Raw genomic sequence first — 26,396 nt, 5'->3', positions numbered from 1 at the left:
ATGCATGCGGAGAGGGGGGCGGACGCCCGTGGCGATGTTGTTCAGACAGAGCGTACGGAGCGGGCGAGGAGTCGGGCGAGATCTCCGCGCGAGGCGATGATGATCCGTTCGAGCGTCAGCCAGTCGGCCATGGCGCGCAGCTCGCGGGCGAGGGCGGCGGCGACCTCCGGGCGTGCGTGGCCAGCCTCGGCGAACGCGCCCTGAACGCGGAGGGTCGACGCGGTGCGGTCCGCTTTGAGATCGACGCGCGCCACCAGGGTTTCACCGAGCAGGAACGGCAGGACGTAGTAGCCGTGGACGCGCTTCTCGGCGGGCGTGTAGATCTCCAGGCGGAGGCGCATGCCGAAGAGGCGCTCGGTGCGGTTGCGCTCCCAGACGAGCGAGTCGAAGGGCGAGAGCAGCGCGCTGGCCTCGACCCGCCGTGGGGCGCGCGCCTCGGGGTGAAGGTATGCGGTCTCGCCGAAGCCTTCGACGTCGACCTCGTGGAGGGAGCCCAGCTCGACGAGTTCGGCAAGGCGGGGGCGGGCCTCGGGCGGTCGGATGCGAAAGTAGTCGGCGAGGTCGCGTGCGGTCGCCACGCCGAGGGCACGCGCGGCGCGCAGGAGCAGGCTGCGCTGGGCCGCGTGGGGGTCGGGAACCGGGGTGGTGAGCACGAGAGGAGGCAGGACGCGTTCGGGGAGGTCGTAGAGCCGCTCGAAGCTCGGCCTGCGGCCGGCAGCGGTGATCTGGCCGCTCCAGAACAGCCACTCGAGCGCGGTCTTGCCGTCGCTCCAGCTCCACATGCCGGCCTTCGGTCGGTGGCCTGCGTCGGAGAGTTCGCTCGCGGGGAGGGGGCCGCGGGTGGTGACCTCGTCGAGCACGGCGCGGACGAAGTCGGGGCGCTCGCGCCCGAGGGTCTTCATTCGCCCCCAGGCTTCCTGGCCAGCGCGCTCCATGCGCCAGCGGAACAAGGGGTACAGGTCGACCGGCAGCAGCGACGCTTCGTGGGCCCAGTACTCGAAGAGCTCGCGGCGGTCCTCGGCGAGCTCGGCGATGGCGTGGCTCGGGTACGGGCCGAGGCGAGAGAAGAAGGGCAGGAAGTGAGAGCGCGTCAGCACGTTGACGGAGTCGAGCTGGATGACGCCCAGGCGCTCCACGACGCGGCGGACGTGGCGGCGATCGACGCGGCCGGTGGGGCGCGGGTCGGCGAAGCCTTGGGCATGCAGGGCGATGCGTCGGGCCGCGGCGAGAGAGAGACGTTCCGGTGGGGAGGCGCGCACGACGGTATCCTAGCGGTGGTCGCGCTGGGGTGGGGCCTGCGTCCGTGAGCTGCGGCGCAACGCGGGCGTGCCGTGCTGGTCTGGGGCGAGTGAGCCGCCGGTCGAGCTGGCGACAGCGGCTTGTGTTCCTTTTCGTCGCGCCGCATGCTGCCGCGGTGGGCAGCAAGGGACGACCTTACCGCACCGTGAACGTGGAGGGCTTCGAGATCCTCATCGGCCGCGGCGACGAGGACAACGATCATCTCACCTTCGACGTGGCAGAGCCCCAGGATCTCTGGCTCCACGTGGCGGGAGGCACCCCGGGGAGCCATGTCGTCGTCCGCAACCCCGAGCGGGGTGAGGTGCCTCGCGCGGTCGTCGAGATCGCAGCGGCAGCGGCGGCCTGGTACTCGAAAGCCCGCGCCGCAGCGAAGGTGGAGGTCCACGTGTGCAGGGCGGCCGACGTCTCGAAGCCGCGCGGCGCGCCAGCCGGCCTCGTCTCCCTCGCGCGGTACAAGAGTGTCCGCGTTCGTCCCGCGGTGCCGGGATCGGACGCCGACGAGACGCCCTGACTTCCGGCCTTCGTCAGCCGTTACACGGGGCAGACACGACAGGAGAGGTCTCAGCAGCATGGCAGCGATCGCCGACGTTTGTGAGCTCGTGGCGCGTTTCACGGGAGCGCTCACCGATTACGACATGGAGGGTCTGCGCGCGCTCTTCGCGCGGGACGCCGATCTGCTGTTCTACGGGACGCAGGCCAACCTGCACCTCCGGGGCTGGCCCGCTCTCGAATCCGCATTCATGCGGCAGTTCGATGCCCTCGCCGAGCTGCGCGTGTCCATCGACCCCGACACGCTGGTCGTCCTGGAGCTGGCCGGAGGGCGAGCTGCTTGCGTCGGCTCGCCCTCGCTGCGCTTCCAGGCCAGGGCCGGCGAGAAGGTGCTCGATCATCGGAACATCCGCGTCACGGCGGTTGCAGAGCATCGGGACGAGGCGTGGGTGTTCGTGCAGATGCACTGGTCCACGGCCGGGCAAGAGGTGGTCGTCGAGCAGGAGGGGGATGGCTCGACGGCCGCAGAAGCATGATGCCCACCGCCGGAGGGGCAGCGGGGGCGCGCGCCGCTGGCGTGTGAATGAGGGGCGCTGTGCTGGCGGGGGAGCTTTCTCTCGTGCAGTGAGGTTCAGGGGCACAGGCCAGCGAGGAAGAGGTCGTTGCCGCTTCCGCTGGACAGCGCGCCGCAGCCGAGATCCAGGCTGCCGTCGAAGACGCCCGTGAGGACCAGCCGCCCCCCCTGATCCATGGCGATGCGGGTCGCCCGCTGGTCGGCCCCGTCGCCGAGGCTGTGGCTCCAGCTGGGTGTCCCGTTGGTGCCGTTCAGCCGCGCGGCGAAGATGTCGGCGTCGCCATCCGTGACGTGGAGGGTATCGCCGAGGAGGAGCCGCTCCGCGAACGAGCCACCGACCAGCACATCACCCACCCCATCGAAGCCGACCGACTTCACCGTGTCCGTGTCGAGGGCGACGCTCCAGAGGGCGTCGCCGTGCGTGTTCAGCTTCACCACGTAGGATGCGTAGCCATGGGGATCGGCCGCCGTGAGCGCGCCGCTCCCGAAGTCGATCGTCCCGCCGAAGACCCCCGTCAGGGCAACGTTGCCGGAGGGATCGACCGCCATCGAGACCGGGATGGTGTCCGGTGCGCCGCTGGACGTCGCGCCCTGGCGCTCCCTGAAGATGCGGGCCCAGCGGAGCGTCCCGTCGGGGGCAAAGCTGGCCGTCAGCGCGTTGGAGAAGGCGTCGCCCATGAGGTGCTTGCCGTCGATCGTGGCGTATTTCGCCTCCTCCGTGACGTAGATGTTCCCCGTCTGATCCGTCGCGATCGCGAGCGGTGTCTGATCGGTCGATCCTCTGAATGATTTGCCCCAGAGCGGGCGGCCCTGATCGTCGAACTTGACGAGGAACGGGAAGAGCCCCCCCGTCTCGAGTTCGAGCCCGCCGAAGTCCAGAGACCCTTCGAGGTTCCCGTACAGAACGACGTCGCCTGCAGGGTCGACGGTGACGGCGTAGGCCCAGGTCATCGTCTCTTCGTCGTGGAAGCTGCGGCTCCAGACATGCTGTCCTTCTGCGTCGAGCTTCACCAGGTAGATGGCGGGCACGGTCGCCGTCAGTGGGCCACCACCGAAGTCGATGGTTCCGCTGAAGACGCCCGTGAAGACGACGCCGCCATCGGGGGCTGCCGCCACGTCCGAGAGGTGCTGTTTCTCCCGGTCGCCGAAGTGTCTGCTCCAGGCGATGCCGCCAGTCTCACGTGCCTTCGTCACGAAGATGTCGACGCTCCCTTCGACGCTCGAGAAGGCCTCACCCCCGATCTTCATCTCAACCTGGAAATCACCCCCCAGGAAGGCATTCCCGGCATGATCGAGCGCGAGCGAGGCTCCCGGATTGCCATTCCCTCCAACGAACTCGGGTCCTCCCAGCGCGCTGCTGAAAAGGCAGGAGGTCCCGCTCCACAGATCTTCTTCGCCAGGCGCTCCAATCGGTGCTCGGGCTGGTGTTCGGACGGGCTCATGGAGCATTACCCCGCTCGTTTCATTCGCGGTGTCGACGGCACAACCCGAGAGCATTGCTGCGAACAATGTCCAGACGCCTCTCCGTACCCAAGCAGATCTCATGGCCCGGCTCCCGTGGCGCCGTCCTCGTGGGCGCGACGGGCGCTCCAGCAGGGCGGCGTCCCCCCAGGTCAAGCATGGGGCGGACCAGGTAGTCGGGATGACCAGGGCTTCGCAGACGAGTGAAGGTGATGCACAGCGAGAGCGAACATCCGCTCCTCGTGATTGCGCCAGAGATTCGAGGCGTGGACCTCCTACACGCTCCCGTAGCAGGCCGAGTCGCTCACCACGGGCAACCACAACCTGAACACGGTGCCCCCTCGCTCGCTCGTCAGGGCGCTGATCGTGCCTCCGTGCGCTTCGACGATCACGCGACTCAGGACCAGTCCGAGCCCCGTGCCGGCGGCCTTGGTGGTGGCGAGCGGCTCGAAGATGCGCTCCTGGATGGTCGGGTGCAGCCCCTCGCCGTCGTCCTCGACTTCCAGCCAGGTCTGGTCGCCGGTGCGCCAGGCGCGGGTGGCGATGGTCCCTTCGGGGCGCTCGCTCAGCGCGTCGACCGCATTGAGGTAGAGATTGGAGAACACCCGCTCGAGCAGGATGGGATCGCAGCAGACGCTGAGATCCGCGGGCTCCACTGCGGTGACGAAGCGTATGTGCCCGGGGGTCACGAGGCCGTGACGTGCAGCTTCGAGGAACTGGAGCAGCGGGACGGGCTCGCATCGCAAAGGCTCTCCGCGTGCGAGCCCGAGCACGCTGCCGATGACCTGGTGCGCTTTCCGGATCTCGGCGGCCACCTTGGTCAGGTGACCTGAAACGCGGGCTCGATCGTCGAGGTCTCGCTGGGCGAGATAGAGCGATGACTCCGCGATGGCGAGGGCGTTGCGGAGTTCATGCGCCACACTCGCGCCCACGGCGCCGGCTGCTGCGAGACGCGCCGCACGCCACTCCAGGTCGGAGGTTTCAGCGTCGGACATGCCTTCCGAGCATACTGGAAGGGAAGCAAGCGAAGAAGAAGCGAAGGAAGGCGGCGCGCCGCCGGTGGCACAATCCGTCTTGCGGATCAGGCCACCGGCGGCGCGCCAGCGTGCAAGGAAAGCGAAGAAGCTCGCGAGAGTTGGCAACCGCCGTCCGCGACGACACCCACTAGGAGCAAGAGTGGTGCCGACCTCGAACTCCTCGGCTTTCGTTGGCTGGAAAGCGCAGTTTCAGCGTGTTTTGGTGGGGGGTCGCGTACGCGACCCCTGACAACGGTGTCATGGAGTGAAGCCGACGCCACGGAGGACGGACATGGGTCTGGGGCGTGGCACAGGCAGGCCCAGCTATTCGGCGTCGGCCGTGAGCGCAGGCGGCGGGGCGGGCGGGCGCTCTCGCACGGGAGGGCGTGGACGTCGGAGCGCGGCGAGGTCGAGGGGGGAGACCTGCTGACCTCCTTCGCTGCGCGCGATGAGTTCCAGCCGGATGGCGCGGTGGGCTGGCGCGACGCCGCCCTCGCCGACGATGGCCGCGGCGACCTCCGAGGATTTGACGGAGCCCGAGCCCAGGATGTCGACCTCGACGTCGAGGGCCACCACGTCTCCGGTCAGTCCAGCGCGCTCCAGGGCGAGGAGCGACTCAGGGGACGCGACCTCGGCGCGCTTCAGGTAGGTGCGGACGTCCATCATCTTCGCGAGGCCGCTGATCTCCCGCCGGTGAGGCAGGGTGGTGGCTTCCATGGCGGCGCGGCAGCGGGCCTCCAGGATCCGCTCGGCGTCCGCTCCGCCAGCGGCCGCTCGGGCCATGATCAGCAGGTAGCGTGCACCGCTGATCACCTTGCCGAGAGCCGGGTCGTCTGCGCCGAGCCGCGCGGCTGCACGGAAGACGAGGCCGCGCGGGCTCGACGCGGACATCGCCTGGACGAGTGCATCGAGGGCTTCCGGGTCGAGTTCCTGCTCGAGCCGCACGTCGACGTACTCGTCGAGGGTGATGACGCCGAGCGAGAGCGCTGGGCCGAAGGTCATGTCCGGCTTGGGGTGGAAGCCGGTGGTGTACGTCATCGGGACGCCGACGCGGCGCAGGACGCGGGGGAGTTCCCGCACCACGTCGAGATGACCGAGCAGCGCCATGGGGCCGACCTTTTCGTAGCGGAGCCGGTAGGCGATGCCGCCGCGTCCCTGGCGCTGAGGGGGGCGCTTCTTGGCCGGTGAGGCGGCCGTCGTTGCTGGCGAGGTCGCCGCAGGGAGAGCTCCGAGCGTGGGATCGAGGCTCCCATCCGTGGCCCCGCCGTTCGCTTGGGTTCCGGCCGCCTGCGTGACCGAGGGGTCTGCTTCTGCAGCTTGCGTGACCGAGGGATCTGCTCCTGCCGCCTGCGTGACGGAGGGGTCTGCTTCTGCAGCTTGCGTGACCGAGGGGGTCGCCCCTCTCGCGTCGACGGCGCCTTCTGCGGGGGGCGGGGCCTCGGGCTGGATCACCGGGAGAGCGCGCCGTTCAGCGCCGAGCTTCTGCAGGAAGCTGAACCGCTCTTCGCGCATCAGCGACAGGTCGCAGGCGACGCCGCAGTCGTAACAGACCAGCCGCCGCTCGTCGGCGCGGGCATCTTCCAGGTTCGTGTGATGCACGAACATGCCGGCGACCTTGCCGCACGGCGGGCTGAGCCGGCTCTGGATCGCTTTGCGGTACTCCTTGGCGAGGAACCCCTCCTCCAGCCCCACATCGATGTGGTCCCAGGGGAGGCGCGCGGTCAGGGGCAGGGTGCCGAGGTAGCGGCTCCGGTCGATGCCGAAGTGGGTGAATGCCTCCTCCCAGACCTCGAGCTTGAGCTGGTCGTCCCAGGAGTCGAACCGGGCGCCGTTGTGGAATGCGCGCTCGAGGACATCGGCGAGGGGGCGATCGCCTCGCGCGAAGATGCCCTCCAGCACGCTGGCGTGAGCCTCGTGGGTGCGCAGGGTCACCGCGCGGTAGGGGCGCACGGTCGACCTGAGGAGCTGTTGCTTGCGGGACACCTCGGACAGGCTGTCCATCGCGGCCCACTGGAAGGGAGTATGGGGCTTGGGGACGTGTGTCGAGACGCTGACCGTCACATCGGCCGGCTTGCCTTTCCCGGCCGCCCTTCGGCCGGTCGCGGCCGTCCGCGCCCCGGTCTCGACGATCCCCCGCACATCCTCGTCGGTCTCGGTGGGCAGGCCGATCATGAAGTACAGCTTCATCTTCCCGAACCCGCGGGAGAACACCCGCTCGGCCGTCTCGAGGAGCTGCTCCTCCGTCACGTTCTTGTTCACGACGTCGCGCATCCGCTGCGAGCCCGCCTCGGGGGCGAACGTCAGCCCGGCCGCTCGGACCCGCTTGAGCTCATCGAGCAGCTCCGGCTCGAGCCCGTACGCGCGCAGCGAGGAGACGCCGAGGGTGACGCGCTCGGCCGCGAGGCGCTCGCCGATCTTCTTGATGAGCGGCGAGATGCAGGACACGTCGGCCGTGGAGAGCGCCGTCAGGGAGACCTCGTCCTGGCCCGAGCGCTTGATGGCGCGCATCACCGTGTCGACGATCTGCTCGGGATCGCGCTCGCGTACGGGCCGGTAGATCATCCCCGCCTGGCAGAAACGGCAGCCCTCGGTGCAGCCGCGCGCGATCTCGATCGACATGCGGTCGAAGATCGCCTCGGGGCCGCCCGTCGGCGCGTCGTCAGGGAAGGGATACTGGTTCAGATCCACCAGCGCGCGCCCGACAGGGAGTGGCGCGTCAGGCACCACCGGGCGATCCACCACGTGCAAGCCGGTGTCCGGGTCGAGCCGCGTCTCGTAGAGCGAAGGGACGTACACCGCCCCCAGCTTCGCGAGCGCCACGAGGCGCTCCTTCCTGGGGACGCCGGCCTTCTTCAGTCGGGCCCATGTGAGCGAGACCTCGGTCGCCTTCTCCTCACCGTCGCCGATGACCAGCAGATCGAGGAAGGGAGCGATGGGCTCCGGGTGGGTGGCGACCGGGCCACCCGCGATGACCAGCGGATCGTCCTCTTCGCGGTCGGCGGCGCGCAGCGGGATGCCGCCGAGCTTCAGCATCGTCAGGATGTTCGAGTACGTCAGCTCGAACTGGAGCGAGAAGCCGACCACGTCGAAGTCACGCAGGGGTCTGGCCGACTCCAGCGCGACCAGCGGGAGACCCCTCCGGACGAGCTGCGCCTCCATGTCCACCCACGGCGCGTAGCAGCGCTCGGCGAGCGTGCGGGGGTCGTCGTTGAGGATCTTGTAGAGGATCTTGAAGCCGAGATGGCTCATCCCGATGTCGTAGACATCCGGGAAGGCCAGGCACACACGCGCCTCGACGCTCGACCAGTCCTTGACGATCGAGCCGACCTCGCCACCCGTGTAGCGCGCGGGTTTGTCGACCTGATCGAGGAACGCGGCGTACGGATGGTCGGGCAGGAGAGGGAGGTTGTCCATGTTGGGCTCCCGGCACCTAGCACGGTGAGCTGCTGCGCGGCACATCCACCGCAGTCGTGAGGCCGCGCGAGCGGGTCCAGAGAGCGCAGGCTGGAACACGGAGACCCGCACAGCAATGCAATGAATCTGCCTTTAGGACGGAATTCTGCGGGGTTGCAGGGCGGTCAGGCGCCCGATATGGTCCCGCCCTTCATGCCCACTTCCTTCGAGCTGGTCTCGGAATTCAAGCCCTGCGGTGATCAGCCGCGCGCCCTTCAAGAGATCAGTTCAGCGTTCGATCGAGGCGAACAGTCCCAGGTGCTGCTCGGCGTCACCGGCAGCGGAAAGACGTTCACGGCTGCCAAGGTCATCGAGCACCTCCAGAAGCCGACCCTCATCCTGGCGCCGAACAAGACGCTGGCGGCGCAGCTCTACGGGGAGATGCGTGAGCTCTTCCCGAACAACGCGGTTCAGTATTTCGTCAGCTACTACGACTACTACCAGCCCGAGGCCTACGTCCCGGCCAGCGACACGTACATCGAGAAGGACGCGATCATCAACGACGCGATCGACCGGATGCGCCACGCGGCCACGCACGCGCTCCTCTCGCGGCCGGACGTGATCATCGTCGCTTCGGTGAGCTGCATCTACGGCATCGGCTCGGCGGAGAGCTACCACGGGCTCCTCATCAAGCTGGAGAAGGGCGAGGAGTTCCGGCGAGACGAGCTCCTGCGGCGGCTGGTCGACATCCAGTACTTGCGCAATGACGTCGACTTTCACCGCGGCACGTTCCGGGTGCGCGGTGACGTGGTGGAGATCTTCCCGGCCTACGAGGAGTCGCTCGCCATCCGCGTCGAGTTCTTCGGTGACGAGATCGAGGCCATCAAGGAGGTCGACCCGGTCCGCGGGAAGGTCGTCGGTCAGCTCGACCGCTACGCGGTCTATCCAGGGTCCCACTACGTCACCGAGCAGCAGCAGCTCCGCCGCTCCATCGCCTCCATCCGCGAAGAGCTCCAGACCCGGATCGAGTTTTATGACAAAGCGGGCCGGTTCCTGGAGAAGCAGCGCATCGAGCAGAGGACGATGTACGACCTGGAGATGCTCGAGCAGATGGGCTTCTGCAACGGCATCGAGAACTACTCCCGGCACCTTTCGGGCCGGAACCCCGGCGAGCCTCCGCCGACCCTGATCGACTACTTCCCCAAGGACTTCCTGCTCATCGTCGACGAGTCCCACCAGACCATCCCCCAGGTGGCGGCGATGTACCGTGGTGATCGGGCGCGCAAGGAGACGCTCGTCGAGCATGGCTTCCGCATGCCGAGCGCGCTGGACAATCGCCCCCTCAAGTTCGAGGAGTTCGAGGAGCACTACAACCAGGTGCTCTTCGTCAGCGCCACGCCGGGCGAGTACGAGCTGACGCGCGTCGGGGGAACCGTCGTCGAGCAGATCATCCGGCCCACGGGGCTCACCGATCCGCAGATCACGGTGCGCCCGGTGGCGGGTCAGGTGGACGAGCTGCTCGCGCGCGTCCGCGAGACGGTGAGCGCTGGCGAACGTGTGCTGGTCACCACCTTGACCAAGCGCATGGCCGAGGATCTGACCGAGTACTACACCGAGCTGGGCGTGCGGGTGCGGTACCTCCATTCCGACATCGACACCCTGGAGCGGGTGGAGATCCTGCGCGATCTACGCCGGGGTGAGTTCGACGTGCTGGTGGGCATCAACCTCTTGCGTGAAGGTCTCGATCTCCCCGAGGTCTCGCTGGTGGCCATCCTCGACGCGGACAAGGAGGGGTTCCTGCGCAGCCCGCGTTCGCTGATCCAGACCATCGGCCGCGCTGCCCGTAACGTGCGCGGCCATGTGTTGATGTATGCCGACCGCATCACGGACGCGATGAAGCACGCGATCGGGGAGACCGACCGCCGCCGAGCCATCCAGGAGGCGTACAACATCGAGCACAACATCACCCCGGCCACGGTGAAGAAGGCCATCCTGGACCTGTCACCCACCTCCGGCGGGCGCGACTACTACGCCGTGTCCAAGGGGCCGGCCCGCACCGCTTCGCCGCAGGCTGCGCGCGACAAGCTCGACATTGCGGACCAGATCGAGGCGCTGCGGCAGGAGATGTTCACGGCCGCCGAGAACCTGGAGTTCGAGAAGGCCGCGCGCTTGCGCGATCAGCTCCGGAACCTCAAGGCACAGCAAGGCGTCGAGGACGTCGTCGAGGCGAGCGTCGCGAAGCCCACCAAGGAGCGACGGCCAGCATCGAGCGGGTCGGGTCGTCGTCGCAGCACGGCGGGCCCGGCAGGTACGGCGCCCAGCCGGGGGCGGGCCAAGAGCAAGAGCCGCTAGAGCGTGCGCTGGAGGCTGAGCTGCTAGCGCGCTGGCCGAGCGCTGCAGCTACAGCCGGAGGGGCGTTGCGCTGGCGCGGCCTGGCGTACGCAGGCCGAGAGACCTGTGAGGGCGAGCAGGGCCAGGACGAGCAGGGAGCCAGAGAGCCTCATGGGGCCCAGGGTCGCCGTGCTCGCGCCTCGCGTCAAACGCGCAGCGCCCTCAACGGCGCGCGGACCGCCACCTTCCACCATCGAGGCCCAGCGCGTGCTCCAGATAGGCTCGCTTGGGTGCGACCGAGGCCGCGTGGTAGGGGGACGGGAGCCGTCGGCGCCCGCAGCCGGGCAGATCCACGAGGATGCGATCTTCGGGCAGGAGCTTGCCCTCGTCGGCGAGGATCGCGTGCGCGAACATCTCGGCGAAGTCCTCCGTGGGATAGCGCGCCGCGGTGGGGGTCACGAAGCCTGCTCCGACCAGCGCGAGCCCACCTGCACAGACGTCGCGTGCCAGCGTCGCCGGCGTGCGTCTGGGCCGTGTCAGCGCATACCCCGGTACCAGCGGGTCGGGGTCGGCGCCGATCGTGTCCAGCAAGGTCCCCCAGGTCATGGGATCCAGCCCGTAGCGAGGCACGACGGCCCGCACCGTCGCGCCATCACGCGTGCCAGGCAGCGTGGTCGCGTCGGTGGTCATCAGCCGCCACGAGAACCCTGTGAACCCGGTCTCGCCCCGGATCTGCATGCGCCGCTCCCCATCGAGGATGAACTCGCCAGCCAGCAGAGACAGCGCGTGGCCCAGCTCGTGGAGGAGCAGGTAGCGGGCCGCGTGATGCAGCGCGCTGATGCGATCCGAGCCGCGTGGGCGGCGGAGAGGATCGTCGTCACCAACGATGGCCCCAGGATCCAGCGCGAGGGCGCGCCAGTAGAGCGCGGGGACCTCGACGTCTTTCAAGGGTCTATCGAAGGGAAACTGCGCAGCGTCGAGGAGGATGAAGCCTCCCGTGGCAGTCTCTTCGTCGACCGAACACGTCAGAAACACGGCGGCGGCGTCGCTCAGGTTCTCCGCGTACCAGACGCCATGGACCCGATCGAGCACACGCCGCGCGACGGGGTGGAGACCCCGCAGCACCGCCGCCGTCTCGTCGCGTAGCGACGGCGAGAGCTCCGGAAGCAGCTCACCGCGATTGGCGAGGTATTCCCACGCCCGGCTGCGGCAGGCGCCCACCGGCGGCACCAGCTTGTCCTCGACGTTCCCTGGTGGCTCAACCGGTGATCTGGAGAGCACCTCGGCGTAACGTGGGGGAACCGTCCTCGCACAACCGACTGTGACCAGAAGGAGCACTGCGTACAGTGCGCACCTTACGGTCTGGACAGCGTATCCCTCGACATCCGGCGCCAAGGCACGAAATGGCACCCATTGTCAATAGCATTATCTGCGCTGTCGGCCACCGAGGGCGCGCCCCTTTCGTGAGGTGGCGCTTCTTCTGCGGTGGGTTGGCGTGCATAAGATGAGCCTCATGCAATCCACGCTCCGGAGCCGTTTTCCGCTCGTCGTCGCTGCTCTGATGGCTGCAAGCGCCCCCATTGCGTGCGGGGATGACGATGGCGGTCGGAGCACGGACGGTGCGGGTGGGGGAGGTGCCGGGGCCGCTGGTGGTGGTGGCGATGGCGCAGGGGGCAACGACGCGACGGGCGGGGGCGGCGCTGGTGGCGGCGGTGGCGCTGGCGGCGATGGCGTGCTTCAGCTCGCCACGGGGATCGCGTGGCAGTGGCAACTCTCGGGCCTACCCCTCGATACGTCGATCGACGTCCCTGTCTATGACGTCGACCTGGTCACCACCACGGACGCGGAGTTCGCGACCCTCCGCGCCGCGGGTCGCAGCATCCTCTGTTACTTCAGCGCGGGCAGCTACGAGAGCTACCGTCCGGACTCCAGCGACTTTCCCGATTCCGTGAAGGGGAGCCCACTCGATCCCCCATTCCAGGACGAACTCTGGGTGGATGTCCGGAGCGCGGAGGTCCGCCAGATCATGCGCGCTCGGCTCGATCTCGCTGTCCAGCGCGGATGTGATGCCGTCGAGCCCGACAACGTCGACGGCTATACGAACGACAATGGTCTTGGACTCACGGCGACGGACCAGCTCGACTACAACCGCTTCATTGCCGAGGAGGCCCACGCCCGTGGCCTCTCGGTGGGGCTCAAGAATGACGTGGACCAGCTCGACGCGCTCGAGCCGTATTTCGACTGGGCCCTCAATGAGGAGTGCTTTGCGTACAGTGAATGCGATGCTTACGAGGGAAACTTCATTGCAGCGGGCAAAGCGGTGCTCCACGCCGAATATGTCGACGAGAGCGAGACCGCGACCGTGTGCGCGGTGACGCAGCCGCTCGGGTTGAGCACGATCATCAAGCGTATCGATCTCGATGCCTGGCGGGTCGCCTGCCCGTAGACGCGCTCGGTATTTCTCAGGCAGGCTCCAGGGCACGGGCCAGCAAGGGCGCGACGGAGCACAGGGCACCCGGTGTGGACGCGAGCTTCTGGCTGCCAGGGTGGGAGTCGGTGCCGATCAATGTCGTGATCTCTCCGCTTGCCCTGATCTTCTCCAGGGACTCCCCCGGCAGCACCAGGTGGCTCGTCACGGCGTGCACCTTCGTCGCGCCAGCAGCGCGATAGGCCCGCGCGGCCTGCACCAGTGAACCCCCGGTGCGGATCATGTCGTCGTAGATGACCACCTCGCGTCCCGCCACGTCGGCGTTCACGCCCGTGACCCCCAGGCCGCCCTCCCGGCGTTCCTTGTAGACGAACGCAGGCTCGACCCCCAGGTCCCGCGCGAGGCTCTGCACCCACTTGGCGCGTCCTGCATCGGTGGCAGCGAGCACGTACGGGCGGTCGCCCATCAGCGCCTTCACGGCCTCGCAGATGAGCGGCGCACCATAAACGTGCCGTGTCACGTGGCTATCGTCGAAATAATACGCGATGCCGTCCGTGTGCAGGTCGAACAGGAAGACGCGGTTGCCGCCCTCGCAGGATGGAATGGCGGACACGAGGTGGGCTCGCGTCTTCGCCGTGACGACCTCTCCGGGCTTCACGGCGCGCTCCATCGTGGCGTACCCGAAGTACGGAATGATGATCGACAGGGACCGCGCTCCAGCCCGCGAGATGGCATACCCGAGATCGTAGAGCTCGAGCCAGTCGAGATCGTTGGGGGTGCCGCCGAGCAAGGTCACGTCGCGACCCCAGCAGTCGGTGGCGACACGCAAATACCGCTCGCCGTCGGGGAACACCTTGTGTTCGACGTCGCCGGGCTCGAAATCACCGGCCGCCAGGAAGGCGGGGACGAGGTAGGTGTAGCTTTGAATGGTGAAGAGCAGGCGCTTCATGATCGACCTCGATGCTTCTGATCTCGATGCTTCTGACGAGGCGGACGTCGGCTTCCGGGTGCCGTCCCTGGCGCTCTCTTCTCGGTGCGAGCAGGACCTCCAGGCGTCGGGGCCGAGCGCGCAGGGGCAGCGTCGCGTGTGGGCGCAGCGTCGCGCGCGGGTGCGGCATCGCGTGCGGGAGCGGCGTCGCGTGCGGGGCGTCGAGCGAGGGTCGCGAGCACGCTCTTCAGGTGAGGCTCCGCGCCGGGTTCAGGCGGGAAATCGCTGGGATCGGGCAGATCCTTGAGCTGCTCCAGCGCGCACCCTGCCTCGTGTGCGGCGTTGCGCAGGCGTCGTCGGAAGGTGCCTCGCGCGATCCCGCGGTGGTTCGTGCACGAGAGCAGCCTGCCACCCGGCGAGAGTACCGAGAGGGCCAGCGCAGCGAGCTTTCCGTAGTCGCTCTCGGCGCTGAAACGGCTCTTCTTCGTCGTCGCATAGCTCGGCGGATCGAGCAGCACCAGGTCATAGTGCTCGCCAGCTTTCGCTGCGGCCTTCAACCAGGGGAAGACGTCGGCTTCCACCACCACGTGCGCCCCGGGGTCGGCGCCGGCCGCGTCCAGGTTCCGCCGCGCCCACGCCATCGCTCCGCGCGAGACATCCACCGTCACGCTCTCGCGTGCGCCGCCAGCCACCGCTGCCACCGTGAAGGCCCCGGTGTAGGCGAACAGATTCAGCACCCGCGCGCCGCCCGAGAGCGCCTGCACCCTCCGCCGGTTCTCCCGTTGATCGAGGAAGATCCCCGTCGACAGCCCGTCGCCGAGGCGCACCTCGTAGGGCAGCCCGCCCTCGAGCACCGTGAACGCTTCTGGCGCGCTCTCGCCGCGGACTGCCTGCCGAGGCGCGAACTCGTCCCGCCGCGTGTCCACGATCACGCTCGCATGCTTCGGGCGGCTCTTCACGTACACCCCCCGCACCCGCGGCAGGTCCCCTTCCTCGACCCCGAGGCGGTAGACCGCGTCCAGGATCACGTCCCGCGCGCTCTCCGCTTCCTCCGAGGACAGCGACACCACGAGGTGCTCGCCATACACGTCCACCGCCACCCCGGGCAGCCCGTCCCCACCCCCGTTCACCAGGCGAAATGCCGTCAACCCCTCGTCATGGGCGAGCCCGTACCGCCGATCGGACGCCTCCGAGAGGGCGCGCGCGACGACCGCCGGGTCCGTGAGCGCCACGCTCTGCGAGGGCTCCAGCCAGCCTGCGAGTTCGGGCGGCGCGGGGGCACGGAAGGTGATCGGGGCGCCTCCCTCCGGATGGCGCAGCGAAAGCGCCGCCGCATGGAGCAGCAAGCGTGGCGCCGCCGCTCCCCCGTAGAGTTTGTCGCCTGCGATGGGCAGCCCTTCCGCCGCGAGCTGCACCCGGAGCTGGTGCGTGCGCCCCGTCTCCGGCCGCAGCTCGAGCAGCGCCCGGTCTCCTCGACGCGATAGCACCCGGCAGCGCGTCACCGCCTCTTGCCCCCGCGGATCCCGTCGCGCGCCGCCCTTGTCGTGCGCCCCGGCCAGCGGCAGCGCGCGCATGGCGCCGTCCTCGCCCGGCACGAGCAGGTGGCGAAGCACCGAGGGGAGCTGACGCCCCTCCGCCCACGTCACCGCAGCGATGTACGTCTTCTCGACCTCGCGTCCCTCGAACTGCCGCGCGAGCGAAGCGTTCGCCTCGCGACGCCGTGTGAACGACAACACGCCGGACGTGTCCCGATCGAGCCGCTGGTGGATCCCCAGATACGGATCCGTCTCACCTCGGGTCTCCGTGAGGTAGGCGCGCAGGCGGCTCCAGGCATCGTCGGTCCGGTCCGGCTCGGGCGCGTGCGTCGAGATGCCGGCCGGCTTGGCCACCACGAGGAGATCGGCATCCTCGTGAAGGATCCACGCGGAGCGCCAGTGAGGCCAGATGGCCTGGACAGGGAGGCGAGGGAGCAAGGTCGCCGTCTACTACCCCAGACGCTGCCCACGGGTAACCGTCTTGGCGCGCTCCCGACCTGTCTCGCGGCGCGACCTGGTGGGCATCAGCTCATTCCGCCGCCTGCAAGGCCTCGTACACGGCGTGCCGGATCGACGCCGGGAACGGCCCGGCCATCCCGGCCAGCGCCGTGTTCGTCAGCACCACGACCGTGAGCGAGGCCGCTGGATCCACCCAGAAGTGGTTTCCGTAGACCCCACCCCACTGGACCGTCCCCGCACCGGACGGCATCCCGCCCCCCTCTGCCTGCTTCAGCACGGCGAACCCGTAGCCGAACCCCCAGCGCCCGCCCTCTTGCTCCACCTCCAGGGAGCCGATCTGGTTCGACGTCATCGCCGCCGCCGTGGCCGGGCGCAGGATCTTGCCTCCACCGGTGCGCAGCGCCTCGAGGAACGTCACGTACGCGTCCGCCGTCCCGACCATGCTCGCTCCACCCGACGGATACGAGCGCCCGTCGAAATCCCGGGACGGCGAGAAGACGAGCGCCCCCTGCATGAACGGCACCTCCTGCGGCTCCGTCATGCGCGCGGGCCGGGGCGAGGCGTCGACATACGGCATCGCGACCCGGCGTGGGTCTCCCGAAGGGAAGGCCAGGTCGATCCCGAGCGGCCCCGTGATCCAGCGCTGCACGACCTCGCCGAGCGTTCCCCCTCCAGCGCGGGCCACCACGGCTCCGAGCACGTCCGTGGCCAGCGAGTATTGCCAGCGTGTGCCGGGCTCGAAGCTCAAGGGCACCTGCTGAAGGCGCCGCAAGTTCTCCTCGAGAGACAACCCTGGTTGATCGAGCCCACCGGACACCCGCAGCCGCAGGAACGCTTCACGTCCCACCGCGTCCAGCCCGTAGCCGAGGCCCGACGTGTGCGTGAGCAGCTGCCTCACCGTGATGGTCGGCGCGCGCCCGTCGGCGAGCCGCGGCCGAAAGCTCGGTAGCCACGTCGTGACCGGATCGTCGAGCTTCAGCAAGCCTCGATCGACCAGCGCCAGCGCCGCCGCCGAGACCACCGGCTTGGTCATCGAGGCCAGGCGAAAGGGCGTGTCCTCCCGGACGGGCTGTCCAGCTTCCCGATCTGCGAACCCTGCGGCGCGTCGGTACACCACCGCCCCCTCTCGGGCCACCACGACCACCATACCCACGATGCGCTCCTCGGCGAGCGCCGCATCCACCGCGGCATCCAGCCGACGCTTCAGCGCCTCCTCGAAGCCTCCCGCCACATGCGCGCGTGGAGAGCCGCCATGCCTCCCTGGTTGTCGCGACCCCACCCGAGGTGCCTCGGCCTCGGGGGGCTGCGTTCCCTGAACCCCCGCGGCCCCCGCGGCCCCCGCGGCTCCCGCAGCGCATCCCCCTTGGAGCAGCGGCAACAGGACAGCGAACAAAGCGGCGCCAGCCGCGCTCCAAGATGCGCGTCGTATTTCCATAGTGATCGATACATATGGTCGACAGCGAGGTCGGTCAACGCCATTCTGTAGTGACCACTATGAAGCACCTCCAGCCTCCTGATCCTGAGCCCAGCCCCCGCGGCCGCCCGCGCGGCTTCGATCGCCAGGCGGCCCTGGAGGCGGCCCTCCACCTGTTCTGGCAGCACGGCTACGACGCTACCTCCCTGGCCGATCTCACGGCCGCGATGGGGATCTCTCCACCCAGCCTTTACGCAGCCTTTGGCAGCAAGAAGGGCCTCTTCCTCGAAGCCGTGGATCTCTATGCCTCCACCCATGGCGCCAGCACTGCCCGCGCCTTCACCGAGGAACCGACCGCGCACGCCACCATCCGCCGCATGCTCTTGGAGATGGCGGCCGTGTTCAGCGACCCCGCGCACCCGACCGGATGCTTCATCGTCCTCGGCGCCACCAACTGCGTCCCTGCCTCGGCCGACATCGTCGCTGCGCTGCGGGATCGACGCATCGCCAACGAGAAGCTGCTGCGTGAGCGCATCGTCCGCGGCATCCGTGAGGGCGAGCTCCCCGCCGGGACCGACGCCGCCGCGCTCGCCAAGTTCTACGGGGCCATCATTCAGGGAATGTCCATCCAGGCCCGGGATGGCGCCTCCCGCGCCGAGCTGGAGGAGGTCGCACGCAGAGCCCTCGATGCCTGGCCTCCCGTGACCTCGTCCACCGGCGCCCCCTCTGCGCGCCAGAAGCCCGCGGCCCGCACGCGGAAGCGCAAGCCGGCCACGGACTGACGCCCAACCGGGGCGTCGCTCAGCGCTCCAGCGACGTCTCGAAGGCGCGCTTCACCGCCTCCACCGGGCTCCCGAACGCCTCCGCGACGACCTTCAGGTAACGCCCCTCGGCGTCCAAGATCGTGCGCCTCGCTTCCTCCTCGCTCAGCTCCTTCAAGCGGAACGCTGCGAGCGCTTGCGCCGCTTCCTCGTCGGCCTTCTCGAACGCCGCCTTCAGCGCGTCGCGCTTCTCCGGAGACAGCTTCCGCCCCAGCTTCGCCTCGGCACCCTCCAGGCGCATGGCCGAGGGCATGTACTCCTCCATCCCCACCTTCGCGTCGAACAGCGCGCGAGGCAGCCCCGACTCCTTGAAGTCGTCGCCAGCGCCTTCCTCCGGTGGCTCTCCGGCAGGCATGTCGATCATCGGCTCCGCGGGCGCCGGCCCCTCGTCCTCGCGAGGCGGAGGCTTTTTCCCGGGCGCTGACGGCTGTCGCCCCGAGGCGGCCCCGGTGGCCCCGGACGCTGGCCTCCTGGGCTCCTCGTCACCCTTCCCTCCTGGCGTTCCTGCATGGCCCTCCGCCAGAGGGGCTGCGGCAGGTCGCGTCGCCTGCCAGACCAGCACACCCCCCAGCAGCGCTGCGGCCACGATGGCCGGGACCACCCACCGCCGTGTCTCCTCCGTTCCGTTGCTCATTGCGCCACGTATTCCCTGTCGGTCGGAGCCTCTCGTCGGACGACGACATGGTAGCCATACGGCGTCCGCACGGGGCCACCGACTTCGCCGATGCGCAGCCCCTCCAGCGCCTCTTCGAGCGCTGCGGGGAGCGTCCCCTTCCGGAAGACGCCCAGCTCCCCACCGCGCTTCCCGCTCGCGTCATCGGAGCGCTCTGCCGCGATGAGCCCGAAGCGGACCGGATCCTGCCGCGCCTCTTCCACGATGCGCGTGGCCTCCGCCAGCGCCTCCGCCTCGGAGCGCTTCACCCCCGCCTTCGCTTTCTGCGCCCCCTGAAAGCTGACCAGCACATGGGCGCCCGCGAGCAGCACCTGCGCGGGTGGCGCGGCCACGCGCTGGAAGACGAGGTAACCGAAGTCCGACGCCACGGGCGCGGAGATCCCCCCCTCAGGCAACGCACTCACGGCCCGATCGTAGCCTGGCGGATACCGGCCGGTGTTGGTCGTCCACGCGCCGAGGTAGCCCCCTTTTTCCCGATCGTAGCCGTCGGACTCCTTCCGGATCTGCGCCTCGAACCCGGCCGGATCCCGCTGCGCCGCCGTCGTCAGCGCCTCGGCACGCGCCAGCGCTTCCGCGCGCGTCCGCGTGAGCGAGGTCGGCGCGCGCGTGGCGCCCGACCACGCCACCACCAGCTGTCGCGCTGCCACCCGCGTATCGACGACCGGCGCCTCCCGCCGGTAGATCCGGATCCCGAAATCCGTCGCGAAAGGCTCCGAGATCGCGCCCACCGTGAGCCCCAGGATTGCCTCGTCCAGCTCTTTCTGCTGTCCCGGTGTCCACGTCCCCAGATCCCCTCCGGAGGCAGCCATCGGATCTTCCGAACGCGCCCGCGCCAGCTCCGCGAACCGCCCCGGGTCCTTGCGCAGCTCGGCCACCAGGCTCTGTGCCAGCGTCATCGCTTCCGCCTCGGAGCGCGTGGATTTCAGCGGTCCACCCGCCGTGGCGCCGGCACGCTGGCCTGGAACGTTCGTCCCCTGCGCGGCGTTCCCGGGACCCGTGGCCTCCGAACCTGCCCGCGCCTTTCCCTGCGAAGGCTCCGCGCTCGGCTTCGCCACCGCTCGGGCGTGATCTCCGTGGGCGTGATCCCCGTGCGCGTGATCTCCGTGCGCGTGATCTCCGTGTGCGTGATCCCCGTGCGCGTGGTCCTCGCGCTTTCCGGCAGCTTCCCCCGCGGGCTTCTCGGCAGCGAGCCCCCCGAGCGCCCCCTCGTGCTCGCGCAGATCGAACGATGCACCGCCTTGCTGATGCACGTTCACATGGGTGATCGTGATCATCGACGCCGCGATCCTCTGGCGGGCTTCTCCTCCAGGCTGCCCCGTGGTCCCCGATGATCCAGCGGCACCCGGCGCTGCCGTCGCCTCGGCGGCTGCGCTGCTCGCCCCTGGCCCGGACCCACCCCTCGCGCCCCCGTCACCGCGACATCCCGAGACGCCCAGGCTCACCGCCAGCAATCCAGCAGCCCAGCACCTCGCTCGATCCTTCATCATCCTGTTCACCACGCCTCCGTCAACAGCGACGCCGGCAGCGCATCCACCCGGACCGCCACCCCGTGCTTCGCGCAGTCCGCATCTCCGCGGCTCGTCACCCCCCAGAGCCGCTCTTCGTCCCCCACCGTCATGAATACAGGCCCCCCGGAGTCGCCATCGCACGTCATCGCTGGAGCGCTCTCGTAGACCAGCTCGACGGCGGACACCTCCGTCACTGCCACGGTCCCCTCCCGCTTGGCGAAAGGTGGCGGCGCCTCCGCGCGCCCGAAGCCCACCACCCGAGCGGCCATCCCTCTCTCGGGCGCCGCATCCAGCTGGTCCCCCAGCACCACCGGCGCCACAGGGGCAACGCCCTCCAGCCGCAGCACCGCGGCATCGTGCGCCAGCGTCAGCGCATTGAACTCGGGGTGCACCCGGATCTCGCGCACCCGGAACAGGAGCCCCTCGAGACCGGCGCCCAGCTCTCCTCGCCCCGGGTCCGACACGTCACCGAACAGCACCACGAACGACGCCGCGGGCAGCTTCCCCACGCAGTGCGCTGCCGTCAGCACCCGATCCGGCCCGATCAGTGACCCCGTGCAGGCAGGAACGCCAGCGCGCTGGCAGTCCACATCCAGCGTGTTGATCGCCACCACCGCCGGATCTCCACCTGCGAGCACCCCACCGAGGATCCCCTGCGCCGCTTCCCCGAGCCCCCCGACCCGCCCGCCGGCGTGATCCTCGAGCGCCCCCTCATCGACCTCCTGCGCGCAGGTTCCGGCTCCAGCGCCTCCAGCGCCCGACCCCCCCCCACCGGACCCCGGCGCTGGCCGGGCGTCCTCTTCACCGCAGCCGGTGGCACCCGCGAGCGCGAGCGCCACCAGCGCGGCCCCGGCGTGTGCGCGCATCGACCTCAGCAGTCCGTGTCCTGGAACTGGCAGAAACAATCGCACGCCCCGTCGCCCTTGTAGGACGCCGGGCAGTTGCCCTTCCTGCTCGTCCCGCGCCAGTCGTACTTGCACGACGGCGCCTTCGCCTCGTCGTCCACGCAGGCCGCGAACTGGTCATTGCAGTACGGGCTCGCCATCGCGTGACCACCGTGCTTGCTCGTCCGCACGCACTGATCGTGGTTCGTGCAGTCCTTCGTGAACTGCGACCCATTGCTGCTCGTCCCGCAGTTGCCGTAATTGGCCCCGCTGAAGTTCTCACCGAGCTTCTTCCCCGTATCGCAGCAATCACCCGAGAACGAGCACTTGTTGCAATCGTGACACCCCGTCACCGTCGTGTTCGTGGCTGCATAGCGCCGCCAGCTCGTCCAGGCGCGGGCCGCCTCGCCGAGGATCTCTCGCCGCAGCGGCATTGCCGTCGGCCACTGCGACCATTGCACGTCCACGGCGCGGAACAGCCGCTCCTCCGCGGCCGTCAGCCGGCGCGCTGCGTCGTACTCCTCCTTGGTCGTCACGTGCTCGATCGAAGGGAAGAACTCCGCCTCCAGGGCCGCCAGGAGCCGCCGCACTGCCGCCCGATCCACCTCCGAGAACGCCGTGGGCGACCCGTCACCCGCGTTCACCCCGTCGAGCACCGTGCCCGACTCGTCGTAGCGTGCGCTGAGCACCATCCCGTTCAGCTCCACCCGCACCTCGAGCGCACCATCCTCGTGCTCGACGCTGGAGAAGCGGATGTCCACACCCTCATCCACGATCGCGCCGGACACCTTCTCCGGCGTCCTCTCCAGCCGGAGGCCCGGATCCTGGTGGACCTCACCGAAGATCGGCTCGTCCCCGGCGTCCTCCTCGGGGCTGCCCAGCGCACACCCCACCGCCAGGCCACCTGCTACCGCCAGCGTCGCCACCGCCAGCACCGAGCGCAGCATCCGCATAGTTGCAATCTCCTTCACGAACAGCTCGTGACTCGACTCGCGCACATTGCTCCGAGTCTCGCCACCATATCGATACTTGTTTGAGCTGTGAACGATCGTCCTTCATTTCGCTCGGCTGGGATAACTACAGCGTTCGATCGCGCAACTTTGCATTCTGCGCGGCTTCTGCACCTCGCGGCAGCGCACCGGGGTGAGCTGCTGCACGAAATGGACGACTCTCACCACCGCTGGCGTGGCAATGGGGCATGAACCCTCTCCGCGAGCGAGGCTGCTCCGCGAGCGAGGCTGCCCGCGTTCATCGCGCGAGGTGCGTAAAGGCAGCGCCAGCGTCTGACACAGGGCGGCTCGCGGTGCGACATCCCTTTCGCACGCCGTCGTTCGTGACGCGCTGAGCCATGGTCACGCCGCCGACCGATGAATCGTGTTCATTTCCCGCGAACCAACCAGGAGGGCATTGCAGTCTCATCGAAGTGCCACTCCCCCGGCGCGCCCCGGTGGGCCAAGAGCACACCTGCGACGTCCAGCGACACATTTTATAGTCCCGTCATTCCGAGGAGTTAGCTGCTGCACTCCATTTATTTGAGGTGCCTGCCCTTGCCCGTCCTCTGGCAGTGTCTAACCATACAACATCGAAACCGCCGGCGCCGTTTGCTGGGGACGTGCTCCAGATCGGAACACCGGCTTCATTGCCCTGATGGAGGCATTCACGTGGCTCAGAAATACCGTCCCACGTCCATTCCCCGCCGACGGGTGCTCGACGAAGCGCCGGTCGGCGCGCTGGATTTATTACGAGGCGCGACATGGCCATGCCTCGACGTCTCCCCGATGATCTCCCAGCACGAACGTCGTGCCGCCGAGCATCGACAGGAATTATTACGGTAGGTGAGCGGCTCCCCGCCGGAGGCAAGCGTCCACGCCCCCCAAGCAAGGCGCTCCGTGTCATGCGAGCGTCGCCCCGCTTCCCTCGGTGGGGAGGGAGCGCTGGCCTCCGCGCTGCGAGTGGCTCACCGAGCAGCGACCCCCACAAATCGTACCCACCCTCGAGCCTGTCGGAAGCCGGTCGCACCCCGCGCCGCCGAAGCGCTCCCGACGCCTCACCCTCCCGGTGACCATTGCGCACTCCTCGGGTCGTCGAGGTGATTTTCGACCTCCCGTGCAGGCGTAATGGTGCTGCTGGCTCCCCGGTGAATCTTTCCCCCTGCGCCCACGCGCGGGCGCCGTGGTCATGTCGCGCATCAGCGGTCGTGCCCACGACGTCACCACCGGGCCTCCCACTTTCGGACAGCCCCCCTGCGGGGTAACCTCCAACTTATCTGCGGGGTAACCTCTGGCCTGCCTGCGGGGTAACCTCTTTCTCAGCGCCCTGACGCGATGGCTTCCCGGGAAGGTGGGACCGTGCCTCTTACGCTGCAGATCAACGGCAAACCCCACCTCATCGACGTCGATGAGGACACCCCGCTCCTGTACGTACTCCGCGACGAGCTCCACCTGAACGGCGCCAAGTACGGCTGCGGTGTCGGGCAGTGCGGCGCCTGCACCGTGCTGAGCGACGGCGTGCCGCTGCGCTCGTGCTTCGTGCCCGCCGCGGCGCTGACGGCGCGGTCGATCACCTCCCTGGAGGGACTGCGGGCCCCCGATGGCAAGCTGCATCCACTCCAGGAGGCCTTCCTGGAGGTGCAAGCCGGCCAGTGTGGCTACTGCATCCCCGGCATGATCATGGCCGCCGCGGCCCTGCTGAATGCGAAGCCGCGCCCCACCTCCGCAGAGATTCGCACCGCGCTGGACGCCAACCTGTGCCGGTGCGGCTCCCACAACCGCATCGTCCAGGCCATCGAACGGGCGGCACAGCGCCTCCCTGGCTCCTCCGGTCTCCAGGGAACCACGGGGTCACCCACCTCGCCGGGCGCCCAGGGCTCGCCGGGCGCATCGCCGGGTCCGTCGCCGGGCGCCCAGGGGAGGCTCCCGTGACCCTCCGACCCACGCGACGTGCCTTGCTCCGTGGGGCCCTGGTCCTCGGCTTCTCGCTGACCGGCATCGACACCCGCGCGCAGAAACCGGCGCCCTCCTCGCCCCGGAGAACGCTGGGCGATCTCGCCAGGAACCCACGCCTCGACGCCTGGCTGCGGATCGCGGCAGACGGCAGCGTGACGCTCCAGGTGGGCAAGGTGGAGCTGGGGCAGGGCGCACTGACCGCGCTGGGCCAGATCTGCGCCGACGAGCTGGACATCGACCTCGCGCGCCTCGCCATCCTCTCCGGCGACACCCGCGCTTGCCCCGACCAGGGCACCACCACCGGCAGCCAGTCCATGTCCGAGGGCGGCACCACCGTGCGCCACGTCGCGGCCGAGGCGCGCGCCCTCCTGCTCGCCAGGGCCGCCGAACGCCTCGGCGCTCCAGCAGCGCGCCTCCGCGTCGAGGACGGCACCATCACCGACCCACGGAGCGGCAAATCGGTGACGTACGGGCGCCTCGTGCAGGAGCACGCGCTCGACCGCGAAGCCACCCAGGGCGCCTCGTTCAAGCCGATCGCAGCCCGCCGCTACATCGGCCGCCCCGTCCACCGTCGTGACCTCCCCGCCAAGATCACCGGCGAGCCCATCTTCCTCCACGACCTGCGCCCCGACACCCTGGCGCATGGCCGCATCGTCCGCGCCCCCTCCCACGGAGCGACCCTCCTCGGCGCCGACGAAGCCCTCGTCGCCAGCCTGCCCGGCGTCCTGAAGGTTCACCGAGACGGCGACTTCCTCGGCGTGATCGCCGCGAAGGAGTGGCAAGCCATCAAGGCCGCGGCGGCCCTCGCGCGCTCCGCCCGGTGGCGCGAGACCGCCGTGCTCCCCATCGACCCCTACGCCTGGCTCCTCGCTCAACCCGCCGACGAGACCGTCATCCAGCACCTCGAGCGCAACGCCGGCCCCACCCCCAGCCGCACCCTGGAGGCCACCTACCGCAGGCCGTACCAGATGCACGCCTCCATCGGCCCCTCCTGCGCCGTTGCCGCGTGGGACGGCGACGTCATGACCGTCCACACCCACAGCCAGAGCGTCTTCGCCACCGCCGAAGCCATCGCCAAGGTCCTCGGCCTCCCCAGGGCCAAGGTCTGGGGCCGCCACATGCAGGGCGCCGGCTGCTACGGCCACAACGGCGCAGACGACGCCGCCGCCGACGCCGCCCTCCTCGCCCGCGCCCTCCCTGGCCGCGCCATCCGCGTCCAGTGGTCCCGCGAAGACGAGCACACCCACGAGCCCTACGGCTCCGCCATGCTCGCCCGGGTCCGTGCCACCCTCGACCCTCAGGGCAATGTCCTCGACTGGACCTACGACCTCTGGTCCACCCCCCACAACACCCGCCCTGGCGGCCACCCGGGCAACCTCCTCCCCGCCCGCACCCTCGCCACCCCCTTCCCCCAGCCCACCCCGCGCACGAGCCGCCCCCCCAACTTCTCCGCCGACCGCAACGCCATTCCCCTCTATGCGTTCCCTGGCCAGAAGATCACCACCCACTTCGTCAAGGCCATGCCCCTCCGCGCCTCCGCGCACCGCAGCCTTGGCGCCTACGCCAACGTCTTCGCCCTCGAATCCTTCATGGACGAGCTGGCCCACGCCGCCGACCTCGACCCCCTCGACTTCCGCCTCCGCCACCTGAAGAACGAGCGTGCCCGCGCCGTCCTCGACAAGGCCGCCGCGGCCTTCGGCTGGAAGACCTTCACCCGCACCCCTGGCCGCGGCCGCGGCATCGCCTTCGCCCAGTACAAGAACGTCGGCAGCCACTGCGCCGTCTGCCTCGACGTCCAGCTCGACCCGACCACCCACACCCTGCGCGTCCTCCGCGCCGTCACCGCCGTCGATGCCGGCGAGATCGTCAACCCCGACGGCCTCACCAACCAGATCGAAGGCGGCCTGATCCAGTCCTTGAGCTGGACTCTCAAAGAAGCCGTCCGCCACGACACCCAGCGCATCCTCTCCCGCGACTGGAACAGCTACCCCATCCTCACCTTCTCCGAGGTCCCTCCCATCACCGTCGCCCTCCTCGACCGCCCCGGAGAGCCCTTCCTCGGCGCCGGCGAAGCCGCTCAGGGTCCTACCGCTGCAGCCCTCGCCAACGCCCTCTTCGACGCGACGGGCCTTCGCGCCCGCGACCTCCCCCTCACCCCCGAGCGCCTCCGCGCCCTCGCTGCCTCGCGAGAAAAGCCTGCCCCTTGAGCATCGATTGCAGACGTCCAGCCATGGCGCG

19 protein-coding genes are annotated in these 26,396 nt (G+C 69.3%); 7 read left to right on the top strand and 12 right to left on the bottom strand.

Translation table 11 applies throughout. The features are described 5' to 3' along the window. Positions 1-41: 41 nt before the first annotated feature. Positions 42-1,259 (bottom strand): winged helix-turn-helix domain-containing protein, encoded by a 1,218-nt coding sequence (locus tag CMC5_RS38420; RefSeq protein ID WP_050435052.1) that lies wholly within the window; start codon positions 1,257-1,259, stop codon positions 42-44. 155 nt (positions 1,260-1,414) lie between these two features. Between CMC5_RS38420 and CMC5_RS38415 the strand changes: the two genes are divergently transcribed. Both CMC5_RS38415 and CMC5_RS38410 read left to right on the top strand, forming a co-directional pair. Next, entirely contained in the window at positions 1,415-1,810 is a 396-nt protein-coding gene (locus CMC5_RS38415) for an NFACT RNA binding domain-containing protein (protein WP_050436378.1), read from the top strand. A gap of 58 nt (positions 1,811-1,868) precedes the next feature. After that, positions 1,869-2,324: a nuclear transport factor 2 family protein gene (locus tag CMC5_RS38410; protein WP_050435051.1), complete on the top strand. Its 456-nt coding sequence runs from the start codon at positions 1,869-1,871 to the stop codon at positions 2,322-2,324. A 95-nt stretch (positions 2,325-2,419) separates the two neighbouring features. On the opposite strand, the gene CMC5_RS38405 is transcribed toward CMC5_RS38410, so the two are convergent. From CMC5_RS38405 to CMC5_RS38395, 3 genes are all read right to left on the bottom strand, one after another. Continuing rightward, positions 2,420-3,610, bottom strand: a complete 1,191-nt coding sequence (locus CMC5_RS38405; protein WP_156339189.1) for an NHL repeat-containing protein — start codon at positions 3,608-3,610, stop codon at positions 2,420-2,422. Between the two features lie 488 nt (positions 3,611-4,098). Next, complete coding sequence (locus CMC5_RS38400; RefSeq protein ID WP_050435049.1) at positions 4,099-4,818, bottom strand: sensor histidine kinase; 720 nt, start codon at positions 4,816-4,818, stop codon at positions 4,099-4,101. A 345-nt stretch (positions 4,819-5,163) separates the two neighbouring features. Then, the gene (locus CMC5_RS38395) at positions 5,164-8,253 is read right to left on the bottom strand and encodes a TIGR03960 family B12-binding radical SAM protein (RefSeq protein WP_050435048.1); all 3,090 of its coding nucleotides are present in this window, start codon (positions 8,251-8,253) and stop codon (positions 5,164-5,166) included. A 192-nt stretch (positions 8,254-8,445) separates the two neighbouring features. On the opposite strand from CMC5_RS38395, the gene uvrB reads away from it, so the two are divergent. Continuing rightward, complete coding sequence (uvrB, locus tag CMC5_RS38390) at positions 8,446-10,584, top strand: excinuclease ABC subunit UvrB (RefSeq protein WP_082363599.1); 2,139 nt, start codon at positions 8,446-8,448, stop codon at positions 10,582-10,584. A 201-nt stretch (positions 10,585-10,785) separates the two neighbouring features. Here uvrB and CMC5_RS38385 read toward each other — a convergent pair whose 3' ends face one another. Beyond that, positions 10,786-11,844 carry a hypothetical protein gene (locus CMC5_RS38385; RefSeq protein ID WP_156339188.1) on the bottom strand — a complete coding sequence of 353 codons (1,059 nt, stop codon included), beginning with the start codon at positions 11,842-11,844 and terminating at the stop codon, positions 10,786-10,788. A 232-nt stretch (positions 11,845-12,076) separates the two neighbouring features. Here CMC5_RS38385 and CMC5_RS38380 point away from each other — a divergent pair, with 232 nt between their 5' ends. After that, the gene (locus tag CMC5_RS38380) at positions 12,077-13,009 is read left to right on the top strand and encodes an endo alpha-1,4 polygalactosaminidase (RefSeq protein WP_050435046.1); all 933 of its coding nucleotides are present in this window, start codon (positions 12,077-12,079) and stop codon (positions 13,007-13,009) included. Between the two features lie 16 nt (positions 13,010-13,025). On the opposite strand, the gene prs is transcribed toward CMC5_RS38380, so the two are convergent. The 3 genes from prs to CMC5_RS38365 all read right to left on the bottom strand — a co-directional run bounded on the left by prs (position 13,026) and on the right by CMC5_RS38365 (position 17,192). Then, positions 13,026-13,940, bottom strand: coding sequence for a ribose-phosphate diphosphokinase (prs, locus tag CMC5_RS38375; RefSeq protein ID WP_050435044.1), 915 nt, complete (start codon positions 13,938-13,940; stop codon positions 13,026-13,028). Beyond that, positions 13,937-15,892: an RluA/RlmK domain-containing protein gene (locus CMC5_RS38370; protein ID WP_063796429.1), complete on the bottom strand. Its 1,956-nt coding sequence runs from the start codon at positions 15,890-15,892 to the stop codon at positions 13,937-13,939. Before CMC5_RS38370 ends, prs begins: the two co-directional genes overlap by 4 nt. Before the next feature lie 91 nt (positions 15,893-15,983). Further along, positions 15,984-17,192 carry a serine hydrolase domain-containing protein gene (locus CMC5_RS38365; protein ID WP_245678116.1) on the bottom strand — a complete coding sequence of 403 codons (1,209 nt, stop codon included), beginning with the start codon at positions 17,190-17,192 and terminating at the stop codon, positions 15,984-15,986. A 215-nt stretch (positions 17,193-17,407) separates the two neighbouring features. Here CMC5_RS38365 and CMC5_RS38360 point away from each other — a divergent pair, with 215 nt between their 5' ends. After that, complete coding sequence (locus CMC5_RS38360) at positions 17,408-18,109, top strand: TetR/AcrR family transcriptional regulator (protein WP_063796428.1); 702 nt, start codon at positions 17,408-17,410, stop codon at positions 18,107-18,109. Positions 18,110-18,128: 19 nt separating this feature from the next. On the opposite strand, the gene CMC5_RS38355 is transcribed toward CMC5_RS38360, so the two are convergent. The 4 genes from CMC5_RS38355 to CMC5_RS38340 form a co-directional block, all read right to left on the bottom strand. Next, a complete protein-coding gene (locus CMC5_RS38355; protein WP_050435042.1) occupies positions 18,129-18,782 on the bottom strand; it encodes a hypothetical protein in 654 nt (217 codons plus the stop codon). Next, positions 18,779-20,095, bottom strand: a complete 1,317-nt coding sequence (locus tag CMC5_RS38350) for a peptidylprolyl isomerase (protein WP_050435041.1) — start codon at positions 20,093-20,095, stop codon at positions 18,779-18,781. Before CMC5_RS38350 ends, CMC5_RS38355 begins: the two co-directional genes overlap by 4 nt. Positions 20,096-20,313: 218 nt before the next feature. After that, positions 20,314-21,195: a S1 family peptidase gene (locus tag CMC5_RS38345; protein WP_050435040.1), complete on the bottom strand. Its 882-nt coding sequence runs from the start codon at positions 21,193-21,195 to the stop codon at positions 20,314-20,316. 5 nt (positions 21,196-21,200) lie between these two features. Continuing rightward, positions 21,201-22,166, bottom strand: coding sequence for a hypothetical protein (locus tag CMC5_RS38340; protein WP_218920175.1), 966 nt, complete (start codon positions 22,164-22,166; stop codon positions 21,201-21,203). A 1,371-nt stretch (positions 22,167-23,537) separates the two neighbouring features. Between CMC5_RS38340 and CMC5_RS38335 the strand changes: the two genes are divergently transcribed. Both CMC5_RS38335 and CMC5_RS38330 read left to right on the top strand, forming a co-directional pair. Continuing rightward, positions 23,538-24,134, top strand: coding sequence for a 2Fe-2S iron-sulfur cluster-binding protein (locus CMC5_RS38335; protein ID WP_082363190.1), 597 nt, complete (start codon positions 23,538-23,540; stop codon positions 24,132-24,134). After that, entirely contained in the window at positions 24,131-26,365 is a 2,235-nt protein-coding gene (locus tag CMC5_RS38330) for a xanthine dehydrogenase family protein molybdopterin-binding subunit (protein ID WP_050435038.1), read from the top strand. Before CMC5_RS38335 ends, CMC5_RS38330 begins: the two co-directional genes overlap by 4 nt. Positions 26,366-26,396 lie beyond the last annotated feature (31 nt).

It is taken from the genome of Chondromyces crocatus (genome assembly GCF_001189295.1).
Taxonomy (GTDB): Bacteria; Myxococcota_A; Polyangia; order Polyangiales; family Polyangiaceae; genus Chondromyces; species Chondromyces crocatus.
Note: the sequence above shows the minus strand (reverse complement) of the source record. Positions and strands in the feature narration are given on the sequence as shown.

What these genes read in the sequence shown, in the direction of transcription:
- CMC5_RS38410 (WP_050435051.1), top strand. Translation starts at nt 1,869, where the DNA reads ATGGCAGCGATCGCCGACGTTTGTGAGCTCGTGGCGCGTTTCACGGGA.
- CMC5_RS38405 (WP_156339189.1), bottom strand. Translation starts at nt 3,610, where the DNA reads ATGAAGATCGGGGGTGAGGCCTTCTCGAGCGTCGAAGGGAGCGTCGAC.
- CMC5_RS38400 (WP_050435049.1), bottom strand. Translation starts at nt 4,818, where the DNA reads ATGTCCGACGCTGAAACCTCCGACCTGGAGTGGCGTGCGGCGCGTCTC.
- CMC5_RS38395 (WP_050435048.1), bottom strand. Translation starts at nt 8,253, where the DNA reads ATGGACAACCTCCCTCTCCTGCCCGACCATCCGTACGCCGCGTTCCTC.
- uvrB (WP_082363599.1), top strand. Translation starts at nt 8,446, where the DNA reads ATGCCCACTTCCTTCGAGCTGGTCTCGGAATTCAAGCCCTGCGGTGAT.
- CMC5_RS38380 (WP_050435046.1), top strand. Translation starts at nt 12,077, where the DNA reads ATGCAATCCACGCTCCGGAGCCGTTTTCCGCTCGTCGTCGCTGCTCTG.
- prs (WP_050435044.1), bottom strand. Translation starts at nt 13,940, where the DNA reads ATGAAGCGCCTGCTCTTCACCATTCAAAGCTACACCTACCTCGTCCCC.
- CMC5_RS38360 (WP_063796428.1), top strand. Translation starts at nt 17,408, where the DNA reads ATGAAGCACCTCCAGCCTCCTGATCCTGAGCCCAGCCCCCGCGGCCGC.
- CMC5_RS38355 (WP_050435042.1), bottom strand. Translation starts at nt 18,782, where the DNA reads ATGAGCAACGGAACGGAGGAGACACGGCGGTGGGTGGTCCCGGCCATC.
- CMC5_RS38350 (WP_050435041.1), bottom strand. Translation starts at nt 20,095, where the DNA reads ATGATCACGATCACCCATGTGAACGTGCATCAGCAAGGCGGTGCATCG.
- CMC5_RS38345 (WP_050435040.1), bottom strand. Translation starts at nt 21,195, where the DNA reads ATGCGCGCACACGCCGGGGCCGCGCTGGTGGCGCTCGCGCTCGCGGGT.
- CMC5_RS38340 (WP_218920175.1), bottom strand. Translation starts at nt 22,166, where the DNA reads ATGCGGATGCTGCGCTCGGTGCTGGCGGTGGCGACGCTGGCGGTAGCA.
- CMC5_RS38335 (WP_082363190.1), top strand. Translation starts at nt 23,538, where the DNA reads ATGGCTTCCCGGGAAGGTGGGACCGTGCCTCTTACGCTGCAGATCAAC.